Annotated in this window: 23 protein-coding genes; 15 read left to right on the forward strand and 8 right to left on the reverse strand. The window is 63.8% G+C overall.

The features are described 5' to 3' along the window. Positions 1 to 30 precede the first annotated feature (30 nt). Positions 31 to 1,209, forward strand: a complete 1,179-nt coding sequence (locus tag B0G83_RS32260) for a porin (RefSeq protein ID WP_105511388.1) — start codon at positions 31 to 33, stop codon at positions 1,207 to 1,209. A 133-nt stretch (positions 1,210 to 1,342) separates the two neighbouring features. Here B0G83_RS32260 and B0G83_RS32265 read toward each other — a convergent pair whose 3' ends face one another. The 6 genes from B0G83_RS32265 to B0G83_RS32290 all read right to left on the reverse strand — a co-directional run bounded on the left by B0G83_RS32265 (position 1,343) and on the right by B0G83_RS32290 (position 9,949). Then, the gene (locus B0G83_RS32265; RefSeq protein WP_105511389.1) at positions 1,343 to 2,914 is read right to left on the reverse strand and encodes an efflux transporter outer membrane subunit; all 1,572 of its coding nucleotides are present in this window, start codon (positions 2,912 to 2,914) and stop codon (positions 1,343 to 1,345) included. Further along, positions 2,907 to 4,118, reverse strand: a complete 1,212-nt coding sequence (locus tag B0G83_RS32270; protein WP_105511390.1) for an efflux RND transporter periplasmic adaptor subunit — start codon at positions 4,116 to 4,118, stop codon at positions 2,907 to 2,909. The genes B0G83_RS32265 and B0G83_RS32270 overlap by 8 nt, the downstream gene beginning before the upstream one ends. Then, positions 4,108 to 7,365, reverse strand: coding sequence for an efflux RND transporter permease subunit (locus tag B0G83_RS32275; protein ID WP_105511391.1), 3,258 nt, complete (start codon positions 7,363 to 7,365; stop codon positions 4,108 to 4,110). Before B0G83_RS32275 ends, B0G83_RS32270 begins: the two co-directional genes overlap by 11 nt. A 243-nt stretch (positions 7,366 to 7,608) precedes the next feature. Further along, positions 7,609 to 8,283 carry a response regulator transcription factor gene (locus B0G83_RS32280; RefSeq protein WP_105511392.1) on the reverse strand — a complete coding sequence of 225 codons (675 nt, stop codon included), beginning with the start codon at positions 8,281 to 8,283 and terminating at the stop codon, positions 7,609 to 7,611. A gap of 16 nt (positions 8,284 to 8,299) precedes the next feature. Next, the gene (locus tag B0G83_RS32285) at positions 8,300 to 9,223 is read right to left on the reverse strand and encodes a LysR family transcriptional regulator (protein ID WP_105511393.1); all 924 of its coding nucleotides are present in this window, start codon (positions 9,221 to 9,223) and stop codon (positions 8,300 to 8,302) included. Positions 9,224 to 9,574: 351 nt separating this feature from the next. Then, positions 9,575 to 9,949 carry a hypothetical protein gene (locus B0G83_RS32290; RefSeq protein WP_105511394.1) on the reverse strand — a complete coding sequence of 125 codons (375 nt, stop codon included), beginning with the start codon at positions 9,947 to 9,949 and terminating at the stop codon, positions 9,575 to 9,577. 760 nt (positions 9,950 to 10,709) lie between these two features. On the opposite strand from B0G83_RS32290, the gene B0G83_RS32295 reads away from it, so the two are divergent. After that, entirely contained in the window at positions 10,710 to 11,705 is a 996-nt protein-coding gene (locus tag B0G83_RS32295; RefSeq protein ID WP_105511395.1) for a GlxA family transcriptional regulator, read from the forward strand. Positions 11,706 to 11,826: 121 nt separating this feature from the next. Beyond that, on the forward strand, positions 11,827 to 12,378 hold the full coding sequence (gene rfbC / locus B0G83_RS32300) for a dTDP-4-dehydrorhamnose 3,5-epimerase (RefSeq protein WP_105511396.1): 552 nt from the start codon (positions 11,827 to 11,829) through the stop codon (positions 12,376 to 12,378). 51 nt (positions 12,379 to 12,429) lie between these two features. On the opposite strand, the gene B0G83_RS32305 is transcribed toward rfbC, so the two are convergent. Further along, positions 12,430 to 13,317 carry a DMT family transporter gene (locus B0G83_RS32305; protein WP_105511397.1) on the reverse strand — a complete coding sequence of 296 codons (888 nt, stop codon included), beginning with the start codon at positions 13,315 to 13,317 and terminating at the stop codon, positions 12,430 to 12,432. 101 nt (positions 13,318 to 13,418) lie between these two features. Between B0G83_RS32305 and B0G83_RS32310 the strand changes: the two genes are divergently transcribed. After that, the gene (locus B0G83_RS32310; RefSeq protein ID WP_105511398.1) at positions 13,419 to 14,291 is read left to right on the forward strand and encodes a LysR substrate-binding domain-containing protein; all 873 of its coding nucleotides are present in this window, start codon (positions 13,419 to 13,421) and stop codon (positions 14,289 to 14,291) included. 80 nt (positions 14,292 to 14,371) lie between these two features. Beyond that, entirely contained in the window at positions 14,372 to 15,001 is a 630-nt protein-coding gene (locus B0G83_RS32315) for a GNAT family N-acetyltransferase (RefSeq protein ID WP_105511436.1), read from the forward strand. A gap of 153 nt (positions 15,002 to 15,154) precedes the next feature. Here B0G83_RS32315 and B0G83_RS32320 read toward each other — a convergent pair whose 3' ends face one another. Then, positions 15,155 to 15,316 carry a DUF1328 domain-containing protein gene (locus tag B0G83_RS32320; protein ID WP_035551387.1) on the reverse strand — a complete coding sequence of 54 codons (162 nt, stop codon included), beginning with the start codon at positions 15,314 to 15,316 and terminating at the stop codon, positions 15,155 to 15,157. 204 nt (positions 15,317 to 15,520) lie between these two features. Between B0G83_RS32320 and B0G83_RS32325 the strand changes: the two genes are divergently transcribed. The 10 genes from B0G83_RS32325 (at position 15,521) to kynU (ending at position 25,106) form a co-directional block, all read left to right on the forward strand. Continuing rightward, a complete protein-coding gene (locus B0G83_RS32325) occupies positions 15,521 to 16,498 on the forward strand; it encodes a LysR substrate-binding domain-containing protein (protein ID WP_105511399.1) in 978 nt (325 codons plus the stop codon). 123 nt (positions 16,499 to 16,621) lie between these two features. Next, positions 16,622 to 18,121, forward strand: coding sequence for a 2-hydroxymuconic semialdehyde dehydrogenase (locus B0G83_RS32330; protein ID WP_105511400.1), 1,500 nt, complete (start codon positions 16,622 to 16,624; stop codon positions 18,119 to 18,121). Beyond that, positions 18,118 to 18,939, forward strand: coding sequence for a 2-keto-4-pentenoate hydratase (gene mhpD, locus B0G83_RS32335; RefSeq protein ID WP_105511401.1), 822 nt, complete (start codon positions 18,118 to 18,120; stop codon positions 18,937 to 18,939). The genes B0G83_RS32330 and mhpD overlap by 4 nt, the downstream gene beginning before the upstream one ends. A gap of 11 nt (positions 18,940 to 18,950) precedes the next feature. Then, positions 18,951 to 19,901 (forward strand): acetaldehyde dehydrogenase (acetylating), encoded by a 951-nt coding sequence (locus B0G83_RS32340; protein ID WP_105511437.1) that lies wholly within the window; start codon positions 18,951 to 18,953, stop codon positions 19,899 to 19,901. Positions 19,902 to 19,931: 30 nt separating this feature from the next. Further along, entirely contained in the window at positions 19,932 to 20,969 is a 1,038-nt protein-coding gene (gene dmpG / locus B0G83_RS32345; RefSeq protein WP_105511402.1) for a 4-hydroxy-2-oxovalerate aldolase, read from the forward strand. Next, positions 20,966 to 21,742, forward strand: a complete 777-nt coding sequence (locus B0G83_RS32350) for a 2-keto-4-pentenoate hydratase (protein WP_105511403.1) — start codon at positions 20,966 to 20,968, stop codon at positions 21,740 to 21,742. Before dmpG ends, B0G83_RS32350 begins: the two co-directional genes overlap by 4 nt. Next, positions 21,739 to 22,167 carry a RidA family protein gene (locus B0G83_RS32355; RefSeq protein WP_035551368.1) on the forward strand — a complete coding sequence of 143 codons (429 nt, stop codon included), beginning with the start codon at positions 21,739 to 21,741 and terminating at the stop codon, positions 22,165 to 22,167. The genes B0G83_RS32350 and B0G83_RS32355 overlap by 4 nt, the downstream gene beginning before the upstream one ends. A 58-nt stretch (positions 22,168 to 22,225) precedes the next feature. Then, entirely contained in the window at positions 22,226 to 22,750 is a 525-nt protein-coding gene (locus tag B0G83_RS32360) for a 3-hydroxyanthranilate 3,4-dioxygenase (protein ID WP_105511404.1), read from the forward strand. A gap of 26 nt (positions 22,751 to 22,776) precedes the next feature. Next, complete coding sequence (locus B0G83_RS32365; protein WP_105511405.1) at positions 22,777 to 23,799, forward strand: amidohydrolase family protein; 1,023 nt, start codon at positions 22,777 to 22,779, stop codon at positions 23,797 to 23,799. A gap of 77 nt (positions 23,800 to 23,876) precedes the next feature. Next, the gene (gene kynU, locus B0G83_RS32370; RefSeq protein WP_105511406.1) at positions 23,877 to 25,106 is read left to right on the forward strand and encodes a kynureninase; all 1,230 of its coding nucleotides are present in this window, start codon (positions 23,877 to 23,879) and stop codon (positions 25,104 to 25,106) included. Positions 25,107 to 25,218 lie beyond the last annotated feature (112 nt).

Below are 25,218 nucleotides of genomic sequence, written 5' to 3' on the forward strand. Positions count from 1 at the left end.
ACTGGTGCCTTCTCTTACCCGGAATCAAACATGAATAAAGCATTCGCAACCACACTCGTCGCGCTGGCCAGCACCCTCGGCGCGGCGGCGCACGCGCAAAGCAGCGTGACGCTCTATGGGACGCTCGACACCGGCCTCGACTACATCAGCAATCAGAAATCGGCGAGTGGCGGTAAAAGCAACTGGATGATGGAAAGCGGTAACGTCAGCACGGACCGCTGGGGCCTGCGCGGCAATGAAGATCTGGGCGGCGGCTTGAGCGCGGTCTTCGATCTCGAGAACGGGTTCAATATCGACAGCGGCAAGTTCTCCAACGGTGGCGATGAGTTCGGCCGCCAGGCGTGGGTCGGGATCGCGAGCAAGCAGTGGGGTACGGTGACGCTGGGCCGTCAATACGATTTCCTGGTCGACTTCGTGGCGCCGTTGTCGGCGACCGGCTCGGGCTTCGGCGGCAATATCGCCGATCACCCGTTCGACAACGACAACCTGAACAACGACCTGCGCATGAACAACGCGCTGAAGTATCGCAGCGTGACCTACTACGGCGTCACCGTCGGCGGCGCGTACGCGTTCAGCAACGCGGCGGGCGGCTTCAGCAATAACAACGCGTACAGCCTCGGCGCGCAGTGGGCAGGCGGTCCGTTCAACCTGGCGGTCGCGTACCTGCAGATCAACCAGCCGGGCGGCGTCAACCAGCCGGCCAACACCGGCGGCGCGGTAAGTAGCAGCGACGGCGACGCGGTCTTCACCGGCGCGCGTCAACGCGTGCTCGGCGCGGCGGGACGCTATACGTTCGGCGCGGCGACGCTCGGCCTCGTCTTCACGCGGACCATGCTCAACGACCCGCATCAGATCACGCAGGGCGGTGCGTATTCGACGCTCAACGGCGATCTGCTGACCTTCAACAACTACGAGCTGAACGCCCGCTACGCGATCACACCGGCGTTCACGCTGGGCGGCTCGTATACGTTCACTGACGGCCACTTCAGCACCGGCGGCCAGAGCTACTCGCCGAAGTGGAACCAGTTCATGCTGCAGGCGGATTACGCGCTGTCGCGCCGCACCGATCTGTATCTGGAAGGCACATATCAGCACGTGACGGGCGCGGATGGGATCGCGGTGCTGGGCAACGCGTCGATCTATTCGCTGGCGGCGTCGTCGAGCGACCGGCAGGCGGTGGTGGCGGTGGGCGTGCGGCATCGGTTCTAAGGGAGCTCACGGGAGCGGCTCTGAACGGGGGCGCCTTAAAAGCAAAAACGTCGCGAGTTCAAAGAACCCGCGACGTTTTTTTGTTGGCGGCCGCAACGTTTGCGGCGAAGCGTTGATTGCGGCAGCCGCTCGTTTAGCCGGCGGATGCAAGTGCGGCAGAGCCGCCGGACGTACCGGAAGCACCAGAAGCACCCGCCGCACCCACGGCAACCGGCACCGCCTGCCGTTGCGTCGCCTGAACCTCAGGCGCGGCCCTGGCGCCGTCCGTCGACCAGCCGCCGCCCAATGCCTCGATCAAGCCCACGGAAGCCAGCAAACGCCTCGTTTCGAGGTTCAACGCATCGGTCTGCGTGGTGAGCTCGGTGGTTTGCGAGGTCACCACGTCCAGATAGCTGACCACGCCGTCGCGATAGCGCGACATCGACAGCGTCAACGTGCGTTGCGCGGCGATCAGCGCGGCGTTCTGCTGGGTGGCTTCATCGCCGAGATGGTGCAGTTGCGCGAGGTTGTCCTCGACCTGCTGGAACGCGAGTAACACGGCCGCCTTGTACTTCGCGCCGTTCTCGGCGAGCCTGGCGCGTGCCTGATCGGTCATGGCTTCACGGCGACCGCCGTCGAACAGCGTGAAGACGAGGCTCGGACCCACCGACCAGATTTCGTTTGGCGCCATCAACCATGGCGAAAGCGTGTCGCTTTGATAGCCGCCATCGAGACCCAGCGAAATATCCGGGAAGAAGGCCGCCTTGGCCACGCCGATCTGCGCGTTCGCCTGCGCGACGCGGCGCTCGGCCGCCGCGATATCGGGCCGCCGCTGCAACAACGCGGCCGGTACGCCGGTAGGAATGGACGGCAGATACGTCGTCGTGGTCACGGGCGCCAGCGCGAAAATCGACGCGGGCTTGCCGGTCAGGCTGGCGATCGCATGTTCGTAAAGCGCGCGGCGCGCGGCGATATCGTCGGCGGAGGCGCGCGCGGTATCCAGCTGCGTTTGCGCCCGCGATACATCGAGGTCCGACGCGATCCCGCCTGCATGGCGGCTCATGGTGAGGGTGAGCGCGCGCCGGTAGGTGGCGATCGTGTCGTCAAGCAACTGCTGCCGCGCGTCGAGCCCACGCAGATTGAAATACGCATTGGCCAGATCCGCCTGCAAGCTCAACCGCACCGATTCGAGATCGGCCTCGCTGGCCTGCGCCGCCGCGTTGCCGGCAGCAACCTCGTTGTGGATCTTGCCCCACAGATCGAGGTCGTAGCTGATGCCGAGGTCGACATTATTGGTGCCGTACACCGAAGGCTGTCCCGCACCCCGCAGCGGCCGGTTGTCCGACTGCCGCTGACGTTCGACCGATGCTTCCGCGCCGATAGTCGGAAACAGTCCCGAGCGCGCCTGCGCGAGATACGCGGTGGCTTCGTCGTGACGCGCCATCGCCGCGGCCACGTTTGGATTGGCCGCCGCCACCTGTTGCTCCAGACGATCGAGCACGGGATCGCGATACACGGTCCACCACGCCTCGCGCGGCACCCGATCGGCGGGCCGTGCCAGTTGCCAGGCGCCGCCTTCCTTGAAGGTGGTGGGAATACTGGTGGCCGGTGCATGGTAGACCGGCGCGAACGAACAGCCGCTCACCAGCAACGCGGCAGCTAAGGCAACGCTTGCAACGTTCGCGAGCTTCGCCACGGCTGCAACGCGCGAGCGGCGTTTATCCATGAGTGCTCTCCGCAGCGCGACGCTCCGCCAGCGCCGTACCCGGCGTGCCCGGTGTGCCTTGCAGCCGCACTTCATCGCCCGAGGCGAGCGAGTCGGGTGGGTTGTCGATTACGCGGTCGCTCGCGCTCAGACCCGAAGCGATCTCGACATGCGTGCCGAGATCGGTTGCGATGGAGACGGGTTTCAGCACCGCGCGGTTGTCGCTGCCCACCACGGCGACCTGCAAGCCGTGTTGCCGGAAGATCAGCGAACTCGCGGGAATCGACAGCGCGTGCGCATTGGTCGGCAAGTCGAAATGCACCTCGGTGTATTCGCCGGGGATCAACACGCCGTCCTGGTTGTCGACCGATAGTTGCACCAGCAACGTACCGGACGACGGCGTGATCGCGTCGTCGGTATCGACCAGTTTCGCGTTGAACTTGACGCCCGGGCGTTCCGGCACGGTCAGCGTGGCGCTCATGCCGGGTTGAATCGCGGCCGCTTCGTCCTGCGGCACGCTGACATAGACGCGCAACTGGCGCGCGTCCGACACGGAGAACAACTCCGGCCCATTGCCGCCGCCGGCGTTGATCAGCGCGCCGATATCGGTGGTACGCGCGGTGACGACGCCGTCGAACGGCGCCGTAATGCGTTTGAACGATTCGAGCGCTTCGAGGCGCCCAACGTTCGCCTGAGCTGCGGCGACCGTGGCCTGTTTCGCGACGAGGTCGCTGGTTTTCTCGTCGGCATCCTGCTGCGAAACCGAGTCCTGTTTCAGCATCTCCGTCCAGCGGTGCGCGGTGGACGCCGCGAGTTTTTCGTTGGCCACCGAATTCTGCAGATCGGCGCGCGCCTGTTGCAACTGCTGATCGAGGTCTGGCGTATCGATCACCCCGAGCAATTGGCCGGCTTTGACGTGCGTGCCGATATCCGCATACCAGGCGTGCAGATAGCCGGACACGCGCGCGTAGATCGGCGCGTTGACGAAGGCGGACAGACGTCCCGGCAGCACCAGCGCCTGCGCGTCGGCGTCGTGTTCCGGTGTGTACGCAACCACCGTCGGCACGGCCTGCTGCGCGGACCAGGTGGTCAGCTCCTGCTTCGCGTGGACGCGGCTCGCGATACCGCTCGCCACGATGCCCGCCGCGACCAGCAGCGCGACGATGCCGACGAGCCTCAGGTGACGCAGCCGTTTGGGCGAATTGATCTCGATCTCAGTGGACATGATGGACTCCGGGTTCGGATGAAGAGTGGTCGTGAGAAGGGGCGGGTGAATGGCCATGGCCGGCTGCATCGCGCCGATGCACGAGGCTGAAGACGACGGGGACGAACAGCAGCGTGGCGAAGGTCGCGCAGATCAGGCCGCCGATCACGGCGCGGCCGAGCGGCGCGTTCTGTTCGCCGCCGTCGCCGAGACCGAGCGCCATCGGCGCCATGCCGATAATCATGGCGAGCGCCGTCATCAGCACCGGGCGAAAGCGCGTGAAGCCGGCTTCCATCGCGGCCACCAGGGCATTGCCGGTCACCGCGAGCCGTTCGCGCGCAAAGCTCACCACCAGAATGCTGTTGGCGGTCGCCACGCCCATGCAGAGAATCGCGCCGGTCAGCGCCGGCACCGAAAGCGGCGTGTGCGTGGTGAACAGCATCCAGACAATGCCGGCCAGTGCCGCGGGCAACGCGGTGACGATCACGAAGGCGTCGCTCCACGAATGGAAATTCACGACGATCAGCAGGAAGATCAGCAGGATCGCACCGAGCAGACCGAGCGACAAACCGAGGAACGCGCTGTTCATGGTCTGCACCTGGCCGCGCAGCGTCACGATCGAGCCCTTCGGCACGTCTTTCGCGGTGGCATGCACGATGTTCTGGATTTTCGCGGCGACCGCGCCGAGGTCCTGACCTTGCGTCGTCGCAAAGACGTCGTAGAGTGGTTCGATGTTGTAGTGCGAGACCACCGCATCGCCGACACCGCGGGTGATCGTCGCAATGCCGCCGAGAATCTGCGCCTGGCCGGCCTTGCCGGTCACCGGCAGATTGCTGAGGTTCGACAGCGAAGTCATCCGGTATTGCGGCGTTTGCGCCACGATCGGATACGACACGCCGTTCTTCGGATTGAGCCAGTAAGTCGGCGACACCTGGCTCGTACCGGACAGGCTCGCCACCACGGAGTTGGTGACGTCCTGTTCGGTAATGCCGAGTTGATCGGCGCGCGACCGGTCCACGGAGACGGTGAATTGCGGATAAGTGGAAGCCTGCTGAATACGCGTGTCGGCAATGCCGGGAATCAGCCGCATCCGGCGCATCACTTCGTTGGCGTAGCGGTGATTGGCCGCCTGGTTCGGCCCGGCGATCTGCAGATCGATCGGTGCGGGCGCACCGAAATTCAGAATCTGACTGACAATGTCGGCCGGCAGGAACGCGAACGTCGTACCCGGAAACTGGCGCGGCAGCGTTTCGCGCAACCTGCGCACGTAGTCCGCGGTCGGCTGATGGTTCTCGTCCAGCGAAACGAGAATGTCGCCGTCTTGCGGGCCGGTCGTGCCGCTATTGTTATAGGTCAGGTTGATGCCGCTGTTCGGCAAGCCGATGTTGTCGACGATACTGCGCAGCTGATCCGGCGGAATCGCGCGGCGTACCGCGTTTTCGATCAGATCGAATTGCGCGGCGGTATCTTCGATCCGCGTGCCGATCGGCGCACGCACGTGAATTGCAATTTCGCCCGAGTCAATATTGGGAAAGAAATTGCGGCCGAGCCACGGCGCGAGCAGGAACGACGCGCCGACCACGATCAGAAACCCTGTCACGAAGCGCTTGCGGTGCGTGAGCGCGAGACCCAGCACGATCCGGTACACGCCGCGCACGCGCTCGAAGCGATGTTCGAAGCCGCGCTGGAACCGCACCAGCGGGTTGCGCGACGGCGGCGCGTGGAAGTGACCGCCGTGCGGGTCCATCGTGGCGGCCAGTTCGCCGGACGCGTGGCCGCCCGATGCATGCGGGCGCAACAGGTATTGCGCCATCATCGGCACGAAGGTGCGCGACAGGATGAAAGACGCAACCATCGCGAAGATCACCGCTTCGGCCATCGGCACGAACAGAAAACGCGCGATGCCATTGAGCAGCAGCATCGGCACGAACACGATACAGATACACAACAGCGAGACGAACGCGGGCGCGACGATCTGCGCGGCACCGTCCAGAATCGCGCTTCTTACGTCCTTGCCTTGCTCCAGATGCCAGTTGATGTTCTCGATCGTGACGGTGGCGTCGTCGACCAGTATCCCGACAGCCAGCGCGAGGCCGCCGAGCGTCATGACGTTGAGCGTTTCGCCCATCGCTGCAAGACCGGCAATCGCGGCCAGCACTGCCAGCGGAATCGATGCCGCGATAATCACCGTGGAGCGCCAGCTACCGAGAAACAGCAGAATCATCAGCGAAGTCAGCGCGGCGGCGATTACGCCTTCGCGTGCCACGCCACTGACCGCGCCTTTCACGAAGGTGGACTGATCGCCCATCGTGACGAGCTTCAGGCCGGGCGGCAGCGTTGCTTCGATACGCGGCAGTTGCGCCTTGACGCCCGCGATGATGTCGAGCGTCGACGCCGAGCCGTTCTTCAGAATGCTCATGAGCACCGCGCGATGCCCATCCACGCGCACCACGTTGCTTTGAGGCGGATAGCCGTCGCGCACGTGCGCCACGTCGCGGATATAAATGGTTGCGCCGTCCACGGTCTTGATGGGCAGCGCATTCAGCTCGTCGAGCGCGAGCGGACTGTTGTTCAGCTTGATGTTGTATTCGAAGCGGCCGATCTTCTCGGTGCCGGCGGGAATGATCTGGTTCTGCTGTGCGAGCGCCGTGGCGACGTCGTTCGCCGAGAGCTTTTTCGCCTGCAAGGCCTGCGGATCCAGGTCGATCTGTACTTCACGGGTCTTGCCGCCGTATGGCGTCGGAATCGCCACGCCCGGCACGCTGAGCAATTGCGGACGAATGAAGTTGGTCGCGTAATCCGCGAGTTTCTGCTCGTCGAGCGTATTGCTGGTGAGCGCCAGTTGCAGCACCGGCACCGTGGACGCGTTGTAGTTGAGAATCTGCGGTGGCGTGGTGCCGGGCGGCATCTGCTTGAGCACCGTCTGCGACACGGAGGTGACCTGCGCGGTGGCGGTGCGGATATCCACGGTCGGCTGAAAGAAGATCTTGACGATGCCGTAGCCGCGAAACGATTGCGACTCGATATGCGCGACGTCGTTGACGGTGGTGCCGAGCGTGCGCTCGTAGTAACTGACAATGCGCCCGGACATGTCGTCCGGTTGCAGGCCGGCGTAGTTCCACACCACGCTGATCACGGGAATGCGGATGTCGGGAAAGATATCCGTCGGCGTGCGCAACGCGGCAAGCGGGCCGATCAGCAGGATCAGCAGCGCCAGCACGATAAACGTGTAGGGCCGGGTTAAAGCCAACCGGACTATTTTTAACATCGAAGGCTGCTCCGTTCAGAGGCGCGATTGAATCTGCGCGGGCGTGTGTCAAGTGGGACTCGCCCTGATGGCGCGACCCGGTATCGGCATTCTGGAGAGCGGGGCCTAACAGGCGTGGACTAATCAAATGAAACTAGTTTTAGGAAGGGCCGCGCGGTTCGTCGTCGCATCGATACGCGTGCCGCAACGGCTTTAGCGCTGCATGCAGCGCTAAAGTTCGTTGAACGCAGCGGTTGAAATGCGTCAGCCGAACAGATAGCCGGACCCGCGAATAGTGCGGATTAACGGGCGCTCGCCGGGCGCGTCGACTTTCTTGCGTAAGCGGCCTACGTGAACGTCGATCAGGTTGGTGCCGGGATCGAAACGGCAGCCCCAGACGGCTTCGAAAATCATCGTGCGCGTGAGCACCTGGCCGGTGTGACGCATCATGAATTCGAGCACGCGGAATTCGGTGGGTTGCAGATCGAGTTCGCGTTGCCGGTGCATGACTTTGCGGCGCACCAGATCGAGTTCCAGCGCGCCGCTGCGCAGCAGCGTCTCGGCTTTCGCATGACGTGGACGGCGCCGCAGCAACACTTCGACTCGTGCGAACATCTCCTCGGGCGAGAACGGCTTGGTCAGATAATCGTCGCCGCCGGCACGCAGGCCCTGAATGCGCTGATCGACGTCGGACATGGCGCTCATTACCAGCACGGGCGTTTCCATGCCGACGCCGCGCATGGTCGCGACGATCGTCAAGCCGTCGAGATCGGGCAGCATACGGTCGAGCGTGACGACGTCATAGTCGCCCGCCATGACTTTCGCCATGCCTTCGCGGCCGGTACGGGCCACTTCGACGGAAAAGCCGCTGGCGGTGAGCGTGCGCACGATGTCGTGAGCGATCAGCTCGTCGTCTTCTATCGTCAATATTTTGGGCATGATGCGCGAGCCCGGTTCAGGCGACCGCGCGCAAGGCGACCGGGCGGTCCGGCGCGCGATACTGGCCAACCGCGAAGTCGATGAAGCTACGCACGCGCATCGACAGATAGTTGCGGCCGGAATAGAGAATCGACACCTGGCGAGGCCCGCCGTTGATCTCGAACTGTTCGAGCACGGGCACGAGCGTGCCGCGCGCGAGATCGTCGGCGATCACCGGCAGCGGCAGTAGCGCAATACCCATATGGTTCAGCGCGGCCACGCGCACCATCGCGCTGCTCGTCGCGGTGAGCGCGCTGCCGGTGTTGACGCGGTAGAGGCCGTCGGCGTCGGTGAATTCCCAGGTGCGCGAGGTGCCGTCGGACACCGTCAGCAGACCGTGCCGGTTCAGCGCGGCCGGATCGCGCGGCGTGCCGTTGCGCGCGAGATAAGTGGGGGAGGCTACCGTGATTTCGTCGACACTGGTCAGCAGGCGACTCACCAGCGTGGAGTTGGCGAGACGGCGGTCGTCGGAGAAGCAGACGTCGAAACCGCCTTCCACCAGATCGATGTGCGTGTCGAACGTGGTGACGTCGAAGTCCACTCGCGGATGCAGCGTGCGATACGCGGCCAGCAGCGCGCCGAGGCCCGCGCTGGCGAACGTCATGGGCGTTGCGATGCGCAGCGTGCCTTGCGGGTCGCGGGTGGTTTCCAGCAGAGTCGATTCCATCTCGTCGAGCTTTTCGATGATGGCGCGGCAACCGTCGAGGTACTCGCGGCCCACGTCGGTCAGCGACAGACTGCGCGTGGTGCGATTCAGAAGACGCATGTTCAGGTGCGCCTCCAGTGTGCCGACACTGCGTGTGACCGCGGCTGCGGACATGCCTAACTGTCTTGCCGCGAGATTGAAACTGGCGAGATCGACTACTCGTGTGAAGACACGCATCGCTTGTAGCTGGTTCATAGTGGAACAGTAGAGAAGGGCGATGGGATGCATCATCGGCGATCGCGAGTAAAACCGGACAGCTAGGTGGATTAAGTCTTTTTTAATTTTATGAAATGTTCATGAACAACGCGGATGACGCTCTACCGTCATGCGTGGAGTGTGAAAATCTGCAAACCTAACTAATGGGAAGGCGCGGACAAAAAGAGCGCAGGCAAAAAAAGAGCGCGGACGGAGCCGCGCTTCGAAAAAAGACTTGAATGAAAGTAGCCGCTGCCACGCGGCTGGGCACAGTATAGGCGGGATGGGTGGCGCGTTGCGCGCGCATTCTGAAATGCTGTTGTGCGCGCAACGCAATAAGCGGGATTCTATTCAGTTGAGCATGCCGTGTACTTCGAGCGAGGCTTCCAGATGCTGCGTCAGCGCGTGATGCAATTTGGCGAGGCTTTCCGTCGGCAGCGCGAAGCCGGCCCAGCCGAGTCCTGAATGACGCATGAACACGACGGCGCCGTCGTGCAGCGGATGCTTCTCGGTGTGCCAGCTCGGATCGACTTCGACGACATATTGATGTGTGCGCACCGGCTCCTTCGGCACCTCCGGGCGCATCATCGCGCGCAATGCGCCGAGATGCTCGATCATCGCGTCCAGGTCGGGCGCGTCGAGCAATACCGCGCGGCCTTCAATGTCGATGCGGATTGCCTGCTGTCCATACTCGTTGACTCTTTCGATGCTCATGGGGCGCGTCATGGCTCTGCTCCTTGCGGCTATCACTGTGCCCAAATTATGGCGCCGCGATTCTTAGACGATCCTTAAAGTGCACGATCAGGGAATGAAACTTTGTTTAAGAACGCCGCACGACCCGCCCGCGACCGCGGGGTTCAATCGTCTGACGTTTTTTCTCACTCGCGCGGATTGAAGTCCACTTAAGTCAGACGTAAAGACCTCGAATGTTTCAATATAGAAACGTTTTTTACCGGTAAAAAATGGCATCGAAAATGCTTAAAGAGCGGATTCATAGGATATCGGGGTAGGTATCAATGGAAATGCAGATAAATTCCCGGTTTGCGAATAAAAAAGCGATTGAATTGTCATTGCCAGAGAAGTTTCGAGTTCAGGTTTGAAACACTTTTCAGCGCATCGTCAATTGCCTGGGACGGTGAATCAAACTCGCGCCGGCGTGCCGAAGAGGGACGGCCGATCGGCTGGAGCGCGAGTCTGCATGCGGCATAACGGGCAAGAGGCGAAATCGCGTGGGGCTGTCGTCGCGCCGTGGCGTCGCGACAGGCCGTCTGCGTGATGAAACGCCAGGATAATGTTTTTCTTCATACCTTGCGTTTCTCGAAGCCGATTTGTTTTTCAAATTTACTATAGCGAAGCATTCCGCTAACATCACGCTTAATCCGTTAAGCGGCGTTATCGGCGGTTTCAATCTTAATAACGCATTTTGCTGATAGGGGCGCTAACGGGGCATCGGGGTCCACAACGTAGGCTAGTTTGGGGAAAGATCATGCCGCAGATGCACCTGGATACCGCGAGGATCACCTGGCTTCATACGCCGACATTGAACGTGCGTAGTGCGGCGCGGCGGATTGGCGTGGTGTTGTTCAACGGCTTCTGGCTGCTCGGGCCGGGCACGGTGATCGAAATGTTCCAGACCGCCAATGAACTCGCGGGTTCGCGCGCCGGCGAGGAACCGCCTTACGAGGTGCAGTTTCTGTCGATGGACGGCGGCAGCGTCGCCAGTTCTTCTTCGGTGCGGATCTGGACCGACCGCATCGACACGCGTTACGGCAGTGGTTTCGACGTGCTGTATATCGCCGGCGGTCAGGGCGCGCAGACGGCGGCGCATGACGAGCGCCTGCTCAACTGGCTGCGTTCAGTGCAAGCGCGCACCCGCACCATCGAAGCGATCGGTGAAGGGCGTCTCGTGCTGGACGCCGCCGGGCCGACCGAGTCCACCGGGCCGCAACTCAATCGCTTCCCTGCCGGTGCGTCGGCGGACAGCGCTTTCGGTGCTTCCAGCGATCGTAACGACTGTGCCCGCAGCGCGCTGATGTTCATCAAGCGCGACCTCGGTGCGGAACTGGCGCGCAGCGTTGCCGACCGGGTCATGCCCGGCATGGCCGCAACATGGGTGCCGTTGCCGGCGGAAGGCGGCACGCTCAGCGTGGCCGAGAAGATTCGCGCGGCGGCGCGCTGGATGGAAGCGAATTGCGACCGTCCGGTCTCCGTTGCGGATGCCGCGCAGGTGGCCGCCATGAGCGAGCGCAATTTTCTGCGGCGCTTCAAGCACGAAATGCAGCTCACGCCGTCTGACTACCTGTTGCAGGTGCGCCTGCGGATCGCTTGCAATTTCCTGACCGAAACCGAACTGCCGGTCGACAAGATCGCGCGCCGCAGCGGCACCGGCAACGGCGATCGTCTCGCCAAAATATTCCGCAAACGGATGGCATTGTCGCCGACCGAATATCGCGCGCGCAGCCGGGTGGCGTCGGAGGTCTAGCGTTCTTTCAACTCGCGCGAGCGAGGGCAGGCGTGCCGGCGGCGCGCCGCATGACCGGTGGACGCGGCCGCAACGGCGGCCGGGAATCGCGCCGGGCAGGCTTTTTACGAGTACAGCGGCAATGGGCAACAAGGTCATCGCGACGGCATTGCCGGAGGTGAAGCTCATCGAGCCCGAAGTGTTCTGCGACGAGTTCGGTTTCTGCTTCGAGAGCTTCAGCGCGGACGAGTTTACCGACGACGTCGCGCCCGGCTTCACGTTCGTGCAAGACCGGCATTCGCGCGCGGTGCGCGGCGTGTTGCGCGGACTGCATTACCAGGTGCAGCGTCCGCAAGGTCGGCTGATGCGCGTGGCGCTCGGTGAAGTGTTCGACGTTGCGGTCGACGTGCGGCTCAATTCGCCGAACTTCGGCAAATGGACCGGCGCATATCTGAGCGCGGCGAATCATCGGCAGATGTGGGTGCCGCCGGGCTTCGCGCATGGTTTCGTGGTGCTGTCGCAGGCGGCGGAGTGCTTGTGGAAGACCACGGAGTACTGGTTTCCCGAACTCGAGCGCTGCATCGTGTGGAACGATCCGGATATCGGCATCGACTGGCCGATCGATTTCGAGCCGACGCTCGGCACGAAAGACGCCGCGGGCCGGCGGCTTTACGAAGCGGAAAACATCGCCTGAACGTCCACGCGATTGTCACCACTATCGCGCCCCCGGTGGCGGCTTATCCCTTCAACGCGTGGCCACCACCGCGCCGACACTCGCGGTGACGACCAGTAGCGTGCCCGCGATCTGCAACACCCCCATTGGCTGATGCAGCACGACGAAGCCGGCCACCGCGCCGATCGCCGGCTCGACGCTCATCAGGATGCCGAATGACGCGGCGGGCATGTGCCGCAACGCCACCATTTCCAGCGCGTACGGCAGTAACGGCACTAGCAGCGCGAGCCCCGCCGTCGCCGCGATCTGCCCGACGGCGACATGGGCGCCGCTTTGCGCTAGGCCGAACGGCGTAGCAACCAGCGCCGCGGCGAGCAGCGACACCGACAATCCCTCCAGGCCGGCGAATAACGCGCCGGTCTTCTTCATCAACACGATGTAGCTGCCCCAGCCGAGCGCTGCGCCGAAGGCGAGCAGCACGCCGAGCGGTTCGCCGATCCAGCCGCCGCGATCGCGCGACAGCAGGACCACGCCGGCAATCGCCAGCAACGGCCACAGCAGTGCGCGAAGGCGACGCACCGCGAACGTGGCGACGGCGAGCGGCCCGAGAAAGTCGATTGCGACGGCCAGTCCCAACGGAATACGCTGCAACGCCGCGAAGAAACACAAGGTCATGCCGGCCATCGCCGCGCCGAGCGCGCCGGCCGCGATCCAGTGCGCGCGCGAGTAGCTCAGCAGGCGCGGGCGCACCAGCAAGGCCAGCACCAGGGCGGCCCAGCTCAGGCGCAGCCAGGTCGTGCTGAGCGATCCATAGGCGGCCATGGTCGGCGCGGACAGCGCGGCGCCGAATTGCACGCTTGCCATCGATAGCACGCACAGCAAAGCCGCCCAAGGGGAGCCGGCAGGTTTCAGCGCGGGCTGCGCGGGGCTTAGCGTCGATTGGAGGGTGGTGTCCTGCATGGTCGTAGGCGGCCGTACGTTCGGGTTCGTGGCCGCTATCTTAGCGGTGCGGGGCATATTAAGATAACTTGATATTTCTTATACCCACTTCAGGAAAACTGATGACCCGTGATCTCGACAGCAGTCTGCTGCGCGCGTTCGTTACCGTGGCGGAGACCGGCGCGGTGGGTGTGGCGGCGGCGCGTCTCGCGCGCACTCAGGCGGCGGTCAGCATGCAGTTGAGGCGGCTGGAGGAGGAGCTTGGGCAACGCTTGCTCGACCGTTCGCCGCGCGGCGTGCAATTGACCGAGGCCGGGCATGTGCTGTTGCCGTACGCGCATACCATCCTCGGTGCGGGCGCGGACGCACGGCGCGCGTTGAGCGCGGGGCAGGTCTCCGGCACCGTGCGGCTCGGCATGCTCGAAGACATCGCGGTGGGACGGTTGCCGCGCGCGTTGCGGCGCTTTTCGGCCGCTTATCCGCAGGTGGCGCTGGAGATCGTCGTCGACAGCAGCGAGGCGTTGTCGAACCGCCTCGGCGAGGGCGGTCTCGACGTGGTGGTCGGCGATCCCGCGCTGATCGATGCGACGCCGTTGCTCACGTGGACCCAGCCGCTCTTCTGGGTCGGCGCGCGCGGCTTCAGTCGCGAGGCGGACGCGCTGTTGCCGGTGGTGGCGTTCGGCGGCGCGTGTCTGTGGCAGCAACTCGTGTTGACCGCGTTGCGTCGCGCGGGAATCGCGTGGCGCATTGTGTGCACGAGCACCAGTTTGCCCGCGGTGCAGTCGGCGGTGGAGGCGGGGCTGGGCGTGTCGGTGCTGCTCGACGGCAATATCCGCCCGGAGTCGATGCGCGTGCTCGGTCAGGCCGATGGTTTGCCCGACGCACCCACCGCTGACTTTGGTCTCTTCATGCGCCAGGTGCCGGGCACGCATGCGGCCGCGATTCGAACCTTGCACACGTTTCTGTGCGAGGAGTTGCATCTCGGTTCTCAGTGAGTTTTTACGACATTTTTTCTTGAGGCACCGCTACCCCAAATCTACACTTCGAGCATCCTGACAGCACCGAGGTGCTCACCGTGAAGCGACGTGCAACGCAGCAGCAATCCGTTCGTATCGACTACGTGTATCACGGCGTCGGCCGTGTCGAATTGCGCCGCTTCGATCCCTCGCGCGATTCGTTCGTCGCGTTGACGGCGCTGCTGCATCGAGCCTTTGCACCGCTGGGCGAGGCCGGCCTCAATTGCACCTGCGTGAACCAAACGGTCGACACCACGCGCTCGCGCGCAACGCGCGGCGATTGCTACGTGGCGGTGTGCGAGGGGCGCCTGGTCGGCACCATGACGCTGTACGCGCCGGACCGCGATTCCGCGTGCGAACTCTACCGGCGCGACGATATCGCCAGCTTGCGGCAGTTCGCCGTGGAACCCCTATGGCAGGCGCGTGGTATCGGCACCTTGCTGATTGCGTTCGCCGATCATTGGGCGGCGACACGCGGTTACGCGGAGCTCGCGCTCGATACGCCGCAACCGGCCGCGCATCTGATCGCGTTCTACCGTGGGCAGGGGTTTCGTATCGTCGATTTCGTGCGTTTCGACGGCAAGCAGTACGACAGCGCGATCCTGAGCAAGCCGCCGGTGGCGACACGGACGCTGGCCAACTGGTCGCATCGATTGAGTGTGGCGGCGCAGGTTGCGCGCGCGGCCTGAACGATGGCCTGAAAAGAATGAGCCCCGGTGCGCGCGGCAACTATTGCAATACCGTGTGGCATTTATTGCAATGAAGCCGCAACGAGCGCTGACGCGCGCACCGGGGCGGTGGCATCCGAACCGAGGCCTCGGACACCGATGGGGCGAGGGCGCTCAGCGCCGCATCACGCCCATCAACAAGGTGACGAGGAAGATCACCACGAAGATGAAGAACAGCACCTTGGCAATTTCCGTCGCGCCGGCGGCAATGCCGCCGAAACCGAACACTGCGGCGATGATGGCGATGATGAAGAAGATAACAGCGTATCGAAGCATGGGGCCTCCCACCGATGGATTGCTGGATTGAACTCGAAAACGGCCACGCGTTGTGGGCACGACGTGCTTTGACGGGGTGTGTGCCGGCGAGCGGATTAAAGCAATAGGTGTGCCCAGCGTTGCGCGACCAAGGGCTGCCCCGGATCGGCCGCGTGGTTTTGTGCTGTTACCATCGCGGATCGTCGATTTTCGCGCTCCTTCGCCATGCAATCCAATCCGCTCAGCGAGATTTCCCTGATCCGCAAGCTGAAGCTCAATCAGCTCATGATCTTCGAACGTGTGCTGGAAACGCGTTCCGTCGTGCGCGCGGCCAATGAAATGCGGTTGACGCAGCCGGCCGTCACCAAGGTGATTCACGAACTCGAATCCTGTTTCGACGGCGCGTTGTTCGCGCGCTCGAATCGCGGCGTGGTGCCCACCGATCTGGGGCTGCTGCTCGGGCGGCGCGTCAAATCGCTGATGGCGGAGCTGCGCTATATGACCGACGAGCTCAACGATTTCCGCCTCGGCACCAGCGGCCATGTGATCGTCGGCACGTTGATTTCAGCGTCGGCGCGGCTCTTGCCCACCGCGATCGCGATGCTGAAGGCGCGTACGCCGAACGTGCTGGTGACGGTGCGCGAAGGCACCACCGCGCATCTATTCCCGGCATTGGCCACCGGCGACCTCGATATCGTGGTCGGCCGCCTGCCCGAGCGTGAATTGCCGATTGCCAGCGCGTTTCCGCTGACGCACGAGGCGCTGTTCGACGAATCCCTGTGCGTGGTGGTCGGCAAGGGCTATGGCCCGGCGCCGGCCGGCGTCACGCATCTGGCGGAGCTGGTGGGTTCGCCGTGGATCCTGCCCACGCCCGATTCGCCCGCGCGGCTGTCGGCGGAACATCTGTTTCGCGCGGCGGGCTTGCCGCTGCCCACCGATATCGTCGAGTCGCTGTCGCTATTGACGAACATCGGCCTGCTGCTCGACACGCCACGCGTCGCGCTGATGCCGCGCGCTGCGGCGCAGCAGTTCGAAGACGCCGGTTTGCTGCGGATTCTCGATCTGCCGGAGAGCGGCGCGTTCGGCACGGTCGGCTTCTCGGTGCGCTCGCACAAGGAGCAGAGCGCCGCGTGCCAGGCCTTCGTGGCATGCCTGCGCGAGGCGGTCAGCGTGGCCGCGCCCGTGGCTGATGGGGTGGTTTAGCCGGTTTGAGCAGGCCCTTTCTGGTATTCCCCTTTAGCATACCCACCACCCAATCTTTGATTATCGCCGCGTGAGGCCTCGACCTTAGACTCCTGCCCATACTTCAATCGAGCAGGAGACGTTGTGACCTTCACCCCGGCCGCCGCGCAGCGCGCTCAATCTTCAGGTGCGTTACTTCGCCATTACGTGAATGGCGAATTCGTTGCCACCGCCACCACTTTTCCTAACTTCAGTCCGGTCGACGGCCGCGAACTCGCGCAGGTCTGCGAGGCCGACGCCGCCACGGTCGACGCCGCCGTGCGCGCGGCCGCCGCCGCGCAACGCGCCGGCTGGCGCAACACCACGCCGGCGCAGCGCGCCGACTGGCTGCACAAGATCGCGGACGGCATTCAGGCGCGTTTCGACGACTTCGTCGCCGCCGAAGTCGCCGATACCGGCCGCCCGCTCGAACAGGCCCGCAAGCTCGACATCGCGCGCGGCATTGCGAACTTCCGCACGTTTGCCGATCTGATCCGCACCGCCAATAGCGAGTTCTTCGAAACCCACGCGGCCGACGGCAGCGAACTGATCAACTACGTAACGCGCAAACCGCTCGGCGTGGTCGGCATTATTTCGCCGTGGAATCTGCCGCTGCTGCTGTTCACGTGGAAAGTCGCACCGGCGCTCGCCATGGGCAATTGCGTCGTCGCCAAGCCTTCGGAGGAAACGCCGACCTCGGCCACGCTGCTGGCCGAAGTGATGCACGACATCGGTCTGCCGCGCGGCGTGTTCAATCTGATTCACGGTCACGGGCCGAATGCGGCGGGGGAATTCCTGACGCGTCATCCGCAGATCAGCGCGATCACCTTCACCGGCGAATCGCGCACCGGCAGCACGATCATGAAAACGGTCGCCGACGGCGTGAAGGAAATCTCGTTCGAACTCGGCGGTAAAAATGCGGCCGTGGTGTTCGCCGATGCCGACTTCGACGAGGCGGTGGCCGGCGTGCTGAAGTCGAGTTTCACGAATGCGGGGCAGGTGTGTCTGTGCAGCGAGCGCGTGTATGTCGAGCGGCCGATTTTCGAGCGTTTCGTCGCGGCGCTGAAGGAAAAGACCGAAGCGCTGCGCATCGGTGCACCGGACGATCCTTCGACCACCATGGGCCCGCTGATTTCGCGCGGGCATCGCGAGAAAGTGCTGTCGTATTTCCGGCTGGCGGTCGAAGAGGGCGCCACGGTCGTGACGGGCGGCGACGTACCGCAATTCGGCGATTCGCGCGATCAGGGCGCGTTCGTGATGCCGACCATCTGGACCGGCCTCGCCGATAACGCCCGCTGCGTCAAAGAGGAAATCTTCGGCCCCGTGTGCCACGTTGCGCCGTTCGACAGCGAAGACGAAGTGATCGGCCGCGTGAACGACAGCGCGTACGGTCTTGCCGCCAGCATCTGGACCACGCACCTGGCGCGCGGTCATCGCGTCGCACGGCAGATCGAAACCGGCATCGTGTGGGTCAACGCGTGGTTCGTGCGCGATCTGCGTACGCCGTTCGGCGGCACGAAGCTGTCGGGCATCGGCCGCGAAGGGGGCCGCCATTCGCTCGATTTCTATTCGGAACTGACCAACGTTTGCGTGAGGATCGCATGAGCGCCATCGACCTGAACGCCGCACAACGGATTGCCGATGCGCTGTGGCAAGCGCAGCAGAACGGCGCCCCGATCGCTCCGCAGCGCGACGCCATCGCCGCGCTCGGCGGCGATGTGCTCGAAGCCGCGTACGCGGTGCAGCGTCTGAATACCGAGCGCAAGCTCGCGAGCGGCGGCCGACTGGTGGGGCGAAAAATCGGCCTGACGTCGAAAGCCGTGCAGACGCAACTCGGCGTCGATCAACCGGACTTCGGCATGCTGTTCGACGATATGTCGATTGCCGATGGCGAGGAGATCGCCCTGTCGCGCACGCAGCAGCCGAAAGTGGAAGCGGAAATCGCGCTGGTGCTCGCTCGCGATCTGCCGCACGAACGCCACACGATCGCCGATCTGATCGGCGCGACGGCGTATGCGTTGCCCGCGATCGAAATCGTCGGCAGCCGGATTGCCAACTGGGATATCCGCCTCACCGATACGGTGGCCGACAACGCCTCCAGCGGGCTGTTCGTGCTGGGCAACCGTCCGGTCAAACTCGACGCGTTCGACGCGATCCAGTGCGGCATGGTGATGGAGCGGCGCGGCGATCAGGTGAGCGTGGGCGTCGGCGCGGCCTGCCTCGGCAATCCGCTCTACGCGGCCGTGTGGCTCGCCAATACGATGACGCGCGTCGGCGCGCCGCTGCGGGCCGGCGACATCGTGCTGACCGGTGCGCTCGGTCCGATGGTCGCCGTCAATGCCGGCGACGTTTTCACCGCCCATATCGAAGGACTCGGCTCGGTTAGCGCGAGCTTTGCCCACCACCCTGACTCCACGTCGTGACCGGGAACGCCATGCACGATCAACTTCAGCAGGACAAGCAGGCCGTCGCCATTATCGGCTCCGGCAACATCGGCACCGATCTGATGATCAAGGTGCTGCGTAACGCGAAGCACCTGAAAATGGGCGCGATGGTCGGTATCGATCCGGCGTCGGACGGCCTTGCACGCGCCGAGCGGCTCGGTGTGCCGACCACGGCGAAGGGCATCGACGGTCTCGTCGCGCTGCCGGATTTCGGCGACATCCGCATCGCGTTCGACGCGACTTCGGCCGGCGCGCATCATCGCCACGCGGCCGTGCTGCGCGAGCACGGCGTGACGGTGATCGATCTGACGCCGGCCGCAATTGGACCGTTCGTCGTGCCGGTCGTCAATCTGTTTGCGCATCTCGACGCGCCGAACCTGAACATGGTCACCTGCGGGGGCCAGGCGACGATTCCGATCGTGCACGCGGTGTCGCGCGTGGCGCCGGTACGGTATGCGGAAATCGTTGCGTCGATTGCGAGCCGCTCGGCCGGGCCGGGCACGCGCGCCAATATCGACGAGTTCACCGAAACCACCTCGAAAGCGATCGAGACGGTGGGCGGCGCGACGCGCGGCAAGGCCATCATCGTGATGAATCCGGCCGAGCCGCCGCTGATGATGCGCGACACCGTCTACTGCCTGACCGGAGAAGACGCGGACACGGACGAAATAGAAAGCTCGATTCACGCGATGGTCGCGGCGGTGGCGAGCTACGTGCCCGGCTACCGGCTGAAGCAGGCCGTGCAGTTCGACCGTTATACCGCGGCGAATCCGCTGGCGCTGCATGCGAACGAGCGCCGCGCAGGCCTGAAAGTGAGCGTGTTCCTCGAAGTGGAGGGCGCCGCGCACTATCTGCCTTCGTATGCGGGGAATCTGGACATCATGACCTCGGCGGCGCTGGCCGCGGCCGAGCAGATCGCGGCCAGCCGCGTGGCGGCGTGACGTGACGGCGAAGACACGAGGACAAACGCAATGACCGATAGCAACAAGATTTACGTTTCGGATGTAACGCTGCGCGACGGCATGCACGCGATCCGCCATCAGTATTCGCTCGACCATGCGGTCGCGATTGCGCGTGCGCTGGATGACGCCGGTGTCGACAGTATCGAGGTCGCGCATGGCGACGGCCTGTCCGGTTCCAGTTTTAACTACGGCTTCGGCGCGCATACCGATCTCGAATGGATCGAAGCCGTGGCCGCGACCGTGAAGCGCGCGAAAGTGGCCACGCTGCTGCTGCCCGGCATCGGCACCGTCCACGATCTGCGTGCCGCGTATGACGCTGGCGCCCGCGTGGTGCGGATTGCCACGCACTGCACCGAAGCCGATATTTCGAAGCAGCATATCGAGTACGCGCGCTCGCTCGGCATGGACACGGTCGGCTTCCTGATGATGTCGCACATGACCTCGCCGGATGCGCTGGCGAAGCAGGCGAAGCTGATGGAAAGCTACGGCGCGCAGTGCGTCTACGTGGTCGATTCGGGCGGCGCGCTGAATATGCGCGACGTCGGCGAGCGTTTCGATGCGTTCAAGGCCGTGCTCGATCCGGCGACCCAAACCGGCATGCACGCGCATCACAATCTGTCGCTGGGCGTGGCGAATTCGATCGTCGCGCTCGAACATGGTTGCGACCGCATCGATGCGTCGCTGACCGGCATGGGCGCCGGCGCCGGCAATGCGCCGCTCGAAGTGTTTGTCGCGGCGGTGGATCGCATGAAGCTGAACCACGGTTGCGACGTGAAGAAGCTGATCGACGCCGCGGAAGATATCGTGCGTCCGTTGCAGGAGCGGCCGGTGCGCGTGGACCGGGAAACGCTCGCGCTCGGTTATGCCGGGGTGTATTCGAGCTTTCTGCGTCACACGGAAGCGGCGGCGGCGAAATACGGCCTGTCCGCCTTCGAGATCATGGTCGAACTCGGCAAGCGCCGTATGGTCGGCGGCCAGGAAGACATGATCGTCGACGTCGCGCTCGACATGCTCAAGGCGCGCGAGCTGGCGAAGGAGGCCGCATGATCTCGCTGGATGCGATGGCCGAGCGCATCGACAACGCCGCACGCCACGCGGACGCGATTGCGCAACTCACCACGGCCTCGCCGTTCTCGCTCGACGAGGCGTACGGCATTCAACGCGCCTCCATTGAACGGCGTATTCACCGCGGCGAAAGCATGGTCGGTGTGAAGCTCGGCTTTACGAGCCGCGCGAAAATGATCCAGATGGGCGTGGACAGCCTGATCTGGGGCTGGCTGACCGATGCCATGCTTGATGAAGACGGCGGCCGCGTCGCGCTCGATCGTTTCATTCACCCGCGCGTGGAGCCTGAAGTCTGCTTTCTGACAAGCCGCGAAATCGACCGGCCGCTGACGTTGCTCGAAGCCTCGCGTTACCTCGAGGCCGTGGCCCCGGCCATGGAGATCATCGATTCCCGCTACCGCGATTTCAAGTTCACGCTCGAGGACGTGGTGGCGGACAACTGTTCGTCCGCGGGCCTGGTGGTCGGCCCGTGGACTCGCAGCTTCGACGGTTTGCGCAATGCGGGCGTGACGATGCGTATCGACGGCCGTGTCGTGCAGGCCGGCTCCACGGCCGCGATTCTCGGCGATCCGTTGCGCTCCGTCGTGCAGGCTTCGCGGTTGATCTCGCAAAGCGGCCTTGTGTTGCCCGCCGGTTCGCTGATCATGGCGGGCGCCGCGACTGCCGCTCATCCGCTGCCGGTCGACGCGCATGTGCATTGCGTCGTCAATGGCCTCGGCAGCACCGAATTCACTACCTATCGACTCTCACAATGACCGAACCGACCATTCAAGGGCGCGTGGTGCCCGGCAAAGCGAAACCGCGTGGCCGTTTCCCGCACGTGACGCGGGCCGGCGATTTCCTGTTCGTCTCCGGCACCAGTTCACGCCGCCCGGACAACACGATTGCGGGCGCCAGTGCCGACGAACTCGGCACCGTGCAACTCGACATTCGCGAGCAAACGCGCGTGGTGATCGAGAACATTCGCGATATTCTTCAGAGCGAAGGCGCGGATCTGTCGAATCTCGTCGAGATCTCGTCGTTTCTCGTCAACATGAATGACTTCGGCGGCTACAACGCCGTGTATGGCGAGTACTTCGACGAAACTGGCCCGACCCGCACCACGGTCGCCGTGCATCAATTGCCTCATCCGCATTTGCTGATCGAGATGAAGGCGGTGGCGTACGCGCCGAAACGCTAGACACACGATAAGCGCGATCTCAGCGAAGCGCGCGATAAAACCAAACCAAGAGACAGCCATGCTCACGTACGGCAAACCGTTCAATTTCCAGCGCTGGATCGACGATCACGCGCATTTGCTGCAGCCGCCGGTCGGTAACCAGCAGGTGTGGCAGGACAGCGATTTCATCGTCACGGTGGTGGGTGGACCGAATCACCGCACCGATTATCACGACGATCCGCTCGAGGAATTCTTCTATCAGATGCGCGGCAATGCGTACCTGTATCTGTGGATAGAGGGAAAACGCGAACGCGTCGACCTGAACGAAGGCGATGTGTTTCTGCTGCCGCCGCATGTGCGTCATTCGCCGCAGCGTCCGGAGGCGGGCAGTGTCTGCCTGGTGATCGAACGGCAGCGGCCACAGGGCGTGGTGGATGGCTTCGAATGGTATTGCGACGACTGCGGACAGCTCGTCTATCGCGTCGAGGTGCAGCTCAGGAGCATCGTCAACGATCTGCCGCCGCTGTTCAATGCGTTCTACGCGTCGGAAGAGAAACGCCGCTGCGCGCATTGCGGCCACGTGCATCCCGGCAAGGCCGTCTGACTCAAACGATACCCGACAGAATCACGATGACACTTCGAATCGACATGCATTCCCACTTCTTTCCGCCGATTACGCGGGGAGAGGCCGCGCGCCTCGACGCGGATAACGCGCCGTGGCTGAAGATCGACGCGGACGGCGAACGCGGCATGATCATGACCGGCGACAGAAGCTTTCGCCCGGTGTATCGCGCGCTGTGGGATCCGGCCGTGCGCATTGCGGAGATGGACGCGCTCGGTGTGGATATTCAACTGATGTGCGCGACGCCCGTGATGTTCGGCTATCGCTACGACGCCGGCGCCGCGCACGCGTGGGCCGCGCGCATGAACGACCAGGCGCTCGAACTCTGCGCGTACGCGCCGCAACGCTTGATGGCGCTTGCGCAAGTGCCCTTGCAGGATATCGATCTGGCGTGCCGCGAGGCGACGCGCGCGCATCGCGCGGGGCATCGCGGCGTGCAGATCGGCAATCACCTCGGCCCGCGCGATCTCGACGACGAACATCTCGTCACGTTCCTCACGCATTGCGCGAACGACGGCATTCCGGTGCTGGTGCATCCGTGGGACATGATGACGGACGGCCGCATGAAGAAGTGGATGCTGCCTTGGCTCGTGGCGATGCCGGCGGAAACTCAACTGAGTATGGTCTCGCTGATTCTGTCCGGAGCATTCGAGCGGATTCCGAAGTCGCTCAAGCTGTGTTTTGCGCACGGCGGCGGCAGCTTCGCGTTCCTGCTCGGCCGTGTGCAGAACGCGTGGGAACAGCGCGATATCGTGCGCGAGGATTGCCCGAATCCGCCGGTGTCGTATCTCGATCGTTTTCACGTGGATAGCGCGGTCTTCGACCAGGGCGCGTTGCGACTGCTCGTCGACACGATGGGCGAGGATCACGTGCTGCTCGGTTCCGACTATCCGTTTCCGCTCGGCGAACAGAAGATCGGCGATCTCGTCGCGCATCACCCGCAGTTGAGCGATACGGTCAAGGCAAAGATTCTCGGCGCCAACGCGCAGCGTTTCTTCGGCTTGCCGGTGGACGTCGCGCACGCCGTTTAAACCGACTCGGCAACGCAGCCCTCATTGCGTTTCGTCAGTTCAGTCATTGTAATAAGCCATCACAGGAAACAAGCCAGATGATCACCCGGGAACACTGCGCCGCGCTCGATGCGGCCGATACCTTGGCGCACTGCCGCGCGCGCTTCGATCTGCCCGCCGACACGATTTACCTCGACGGCAATTCGCTCGGCGCGATGCCGTCCAATGTGCCCGCACGGATCGAGCAGGCGTTGAAACAGGAATGGGCGCACGGCCTGATCCGTTCGTGGAACGACGCCGACTGGTATCCGGCGCCGCAGCGCACCGGCAACAAGATCGCGAAGCTGATCGGCGCGGGGCAGGACGAAGTGATCGTGGCCGATTCGACCTCGGTGAATCTGTTCAAGGTGCTGGTGGCGGCCACGCGCATGCGGCCCGGCCGCAACGTGATTCTGGCCGAGCGCACCAATTTTCCGACCGACGTGTATATCGCGTCGAGCGTCGCGGAGATGACCGGTTGTGAATTGCGCTGTGTCGATCCCGACGAGATCGTCGCGGCGATCGACGGCAGCGTGGCGATCGTCTCGCTCACGCAGGTCAACTACAAGACCGGCAAGCGCTACGACATGGAAGCCGTGACGCGTCAGGCGCACGAGGCCGGCGCGCTGATCGTGTGGGATCTGTGCCACTCGGCGGGTGCGATGCCGGTCGGTTTGAACCGTTGCGACGTCGATTTCGCGGTGGGTTGCGGCTACAAGTATCTGAACGGCGGCCCGGGCGCACCGGCGTTCGTGTTCGTCGCGTCGCGCCATCTCGAGGCGATGCGTCAGCCGCTGACCGGCTGGCACGGCCATTCGAAACCGTTTGAATTCACGCACGATTACGCACCGCATCCGGGCATTGACCGCATGCTGACCGGGACCGCGCCGCAACTCGGCGTGATTGCGCTGGAGAGCGCGCTCGAAGCATTCGACGGCGTCGATCTCGAGGTGCTGCGCGACAAGAGCGTGGCGCTTGGCAATCTGTTTATCGAACTGACCGATCAGGAATTGAACGGACTGGGTTGCACGCTGGCATCGCCGCGCGATGCGGAGCAGCGGGGCAGCCAGGTGTCGCTTGGACATGCCGAGGGCTACGCGATCATGCAGGCGCTGATCGCACGCAATGTGATCGGCGATTTCCGTGCGCCGGATATCTTGCGCTTCGGTTTCGCGCCGCTGTATGTGCGCTATGTGGACATCTGGGACACGATTGCGCAACTCAAGGACATTATCTCGACCGATGCATGGAATACCGACGAGTTCAAGGCGCGTAAATCGGTGACCTGAGCGCGGTTGATTGCGGTTGAGCGCGGTCGCGCAATGAGCAGGTTAGCGCCGCGATGCGAGCCATAAAGAGTCGGGCAAGAGCGTACGAGCGTAAGAGAGTAAGACGACACAG

This window comes from Paraburkholderia sp. BL21I4N1 (assembly GCF_002973525.1).
GTDB lineage: Bacteria > Pseudomonadota > Gammaproteobacteria > Burkholderiales > Burkholderiaceae > Paraburkholderia.

Bases quoted from the DNA above. Each gene is read 5' to 3' on its own strand.
- B0G83_RS32260 (WP_105511388.1), top strand. From the start codon at position 31: ATGAATAAAGCATTCGCAACCACACTCGTCGCGCTGGCCAGCACCCTC.
- B0G83_RS32265 (WP_105511389.1), bottom strand. From the start codon at position 2,914: ATGGATAAACGCCGCTCGCGCGTTGCAGCCGTGGCGAAGCTCGCGAAC.
- B0G83_RS32270 (WP_105511390.1), bottom strand. From the start codon at position 4,118: ATGTCCACTGAGATCGAGATCAATTCGCCCAAACGGCTGCGTCACCTG.
- B0G83_RS32275 (WP_105511391.1), bottom strand. From the start codon at position 7,365: ATGTTAAAAATAGTCCGGTTGGCTTTAACCCGGCCCTACACGTTTATC.
- B0G83_RS32280 (WP_105511392.1), bottom strand. From the start codon at position 8,283: ATGCCCAAAATATTGACGATAGAAGACGACGAGCTGATCGCTCACGAC.
- B0G83_RS32285 (WP_105511393.1), bottom strand. From the start codon at position 9,223: ATGAACCAGCTACAAGCGATGCGTGTCTTCACACGAGTAGTCGATCTC.
- B0G83_RS32290 (WP_105511394.1), bottom strand. From the start codon at position 9,949: ATGACGCGCCCCATGAGCATCGAAAGAGTCAACGAGTATGGACAGCAG.
- B0G83_RS32295 (WP_105511395.1), top strand. From the start codon at position 10,710: ATGCCGCAGATGCACCTGGATACCGCGAGGATCACCTGGCTTCATACG.
- rfbC (WP_105511396.1), top strand. From the start codon at position 11,827: ATGGGCAACAAGGTCATCGCGACGGCATTGCCGGAGGTGAAGCTCATC.
- B0G83_RS32305 (WP_105511397.1), bottom strand. From the start codon at position 13,317: ATGCAGGACACCACCCTCCAATCGACGCTAAGCCCCGCGCAGCCCGCG.
- B0G83_RS32310 (WP_105511398.1), top strand. From the start codon at position 13,419: ATGACCCGTGATCTCGACAGCAGTCTGCTGCGCGCGTTCGTTACCGTG.
- B0G83_RS32320 (WP_035551387.1), bottom strand. From the start codon at position 15,316: ATGCTTCGATACGCTGTTATCTTCTTCATCATCGCCATCATCGCCGCA.
- B0G83_RS32325 (WP_105511399.1), top strand. From the start codon at position 15,521: ATGCAATCCAATCCGCTCAGCGAGATTTCCCTGATCCGCAAGCTGAAG.
- mhpD (WP_105511401.1), top strand. From the start codon at position 18,118: ATGAGCGCCATCGACCTGAACGCCGCACAACGGATTGCCGATGCGCTG.
- B0G83_RS32340 (WP_105511437.1), top strand. From the start codon at position 18,951: ATGCACGATCAACTTCAGCAGGACAAGCAGGCCGTCGCCATTATCGGC.
- dmpG (WP_105511402.1), top strand. From the start codon at position 19,932: ATGACCGATAGCAACAAGATTTACGTTTCGGATGTAACGCTGCGCGAC.
- B0G83_RS32350 (WP_105511403.1), top strand. From the start codon at position 20,966: ATGATCTCGCTGGATGCGATGGCCGAGCGCATCGACAACGCCGCACGC.
- B0G83_RS32355 (WP_035551368.1), top strand. From the start codon at position 21,739: ATGACCGAACCGACCATTCAAGGGCGCGTGGTGCCCGGCAAAGCGAAA.
- B0G83_RS32360 (WP_105511404.1), top strand. From the start codon at position 22,226: ATGCTCACGTACGGCAAACCGTTCAATTTCCAGCGCTGGATCGACGAT.
- B0G83_RS32365 (WP_105511405.1), top strand. From the start codon at position 22,777: ATGACACTTCGAATCGACATGCATTCCCACTTCTTTCCGCCGATTACG.
- kynU (WP_105511406.1), top strand. From the start codon at position 23,877: ATGATCACCCGGGAACACTGCGCCGCGCTCGATGCGGCCGATACCTTG.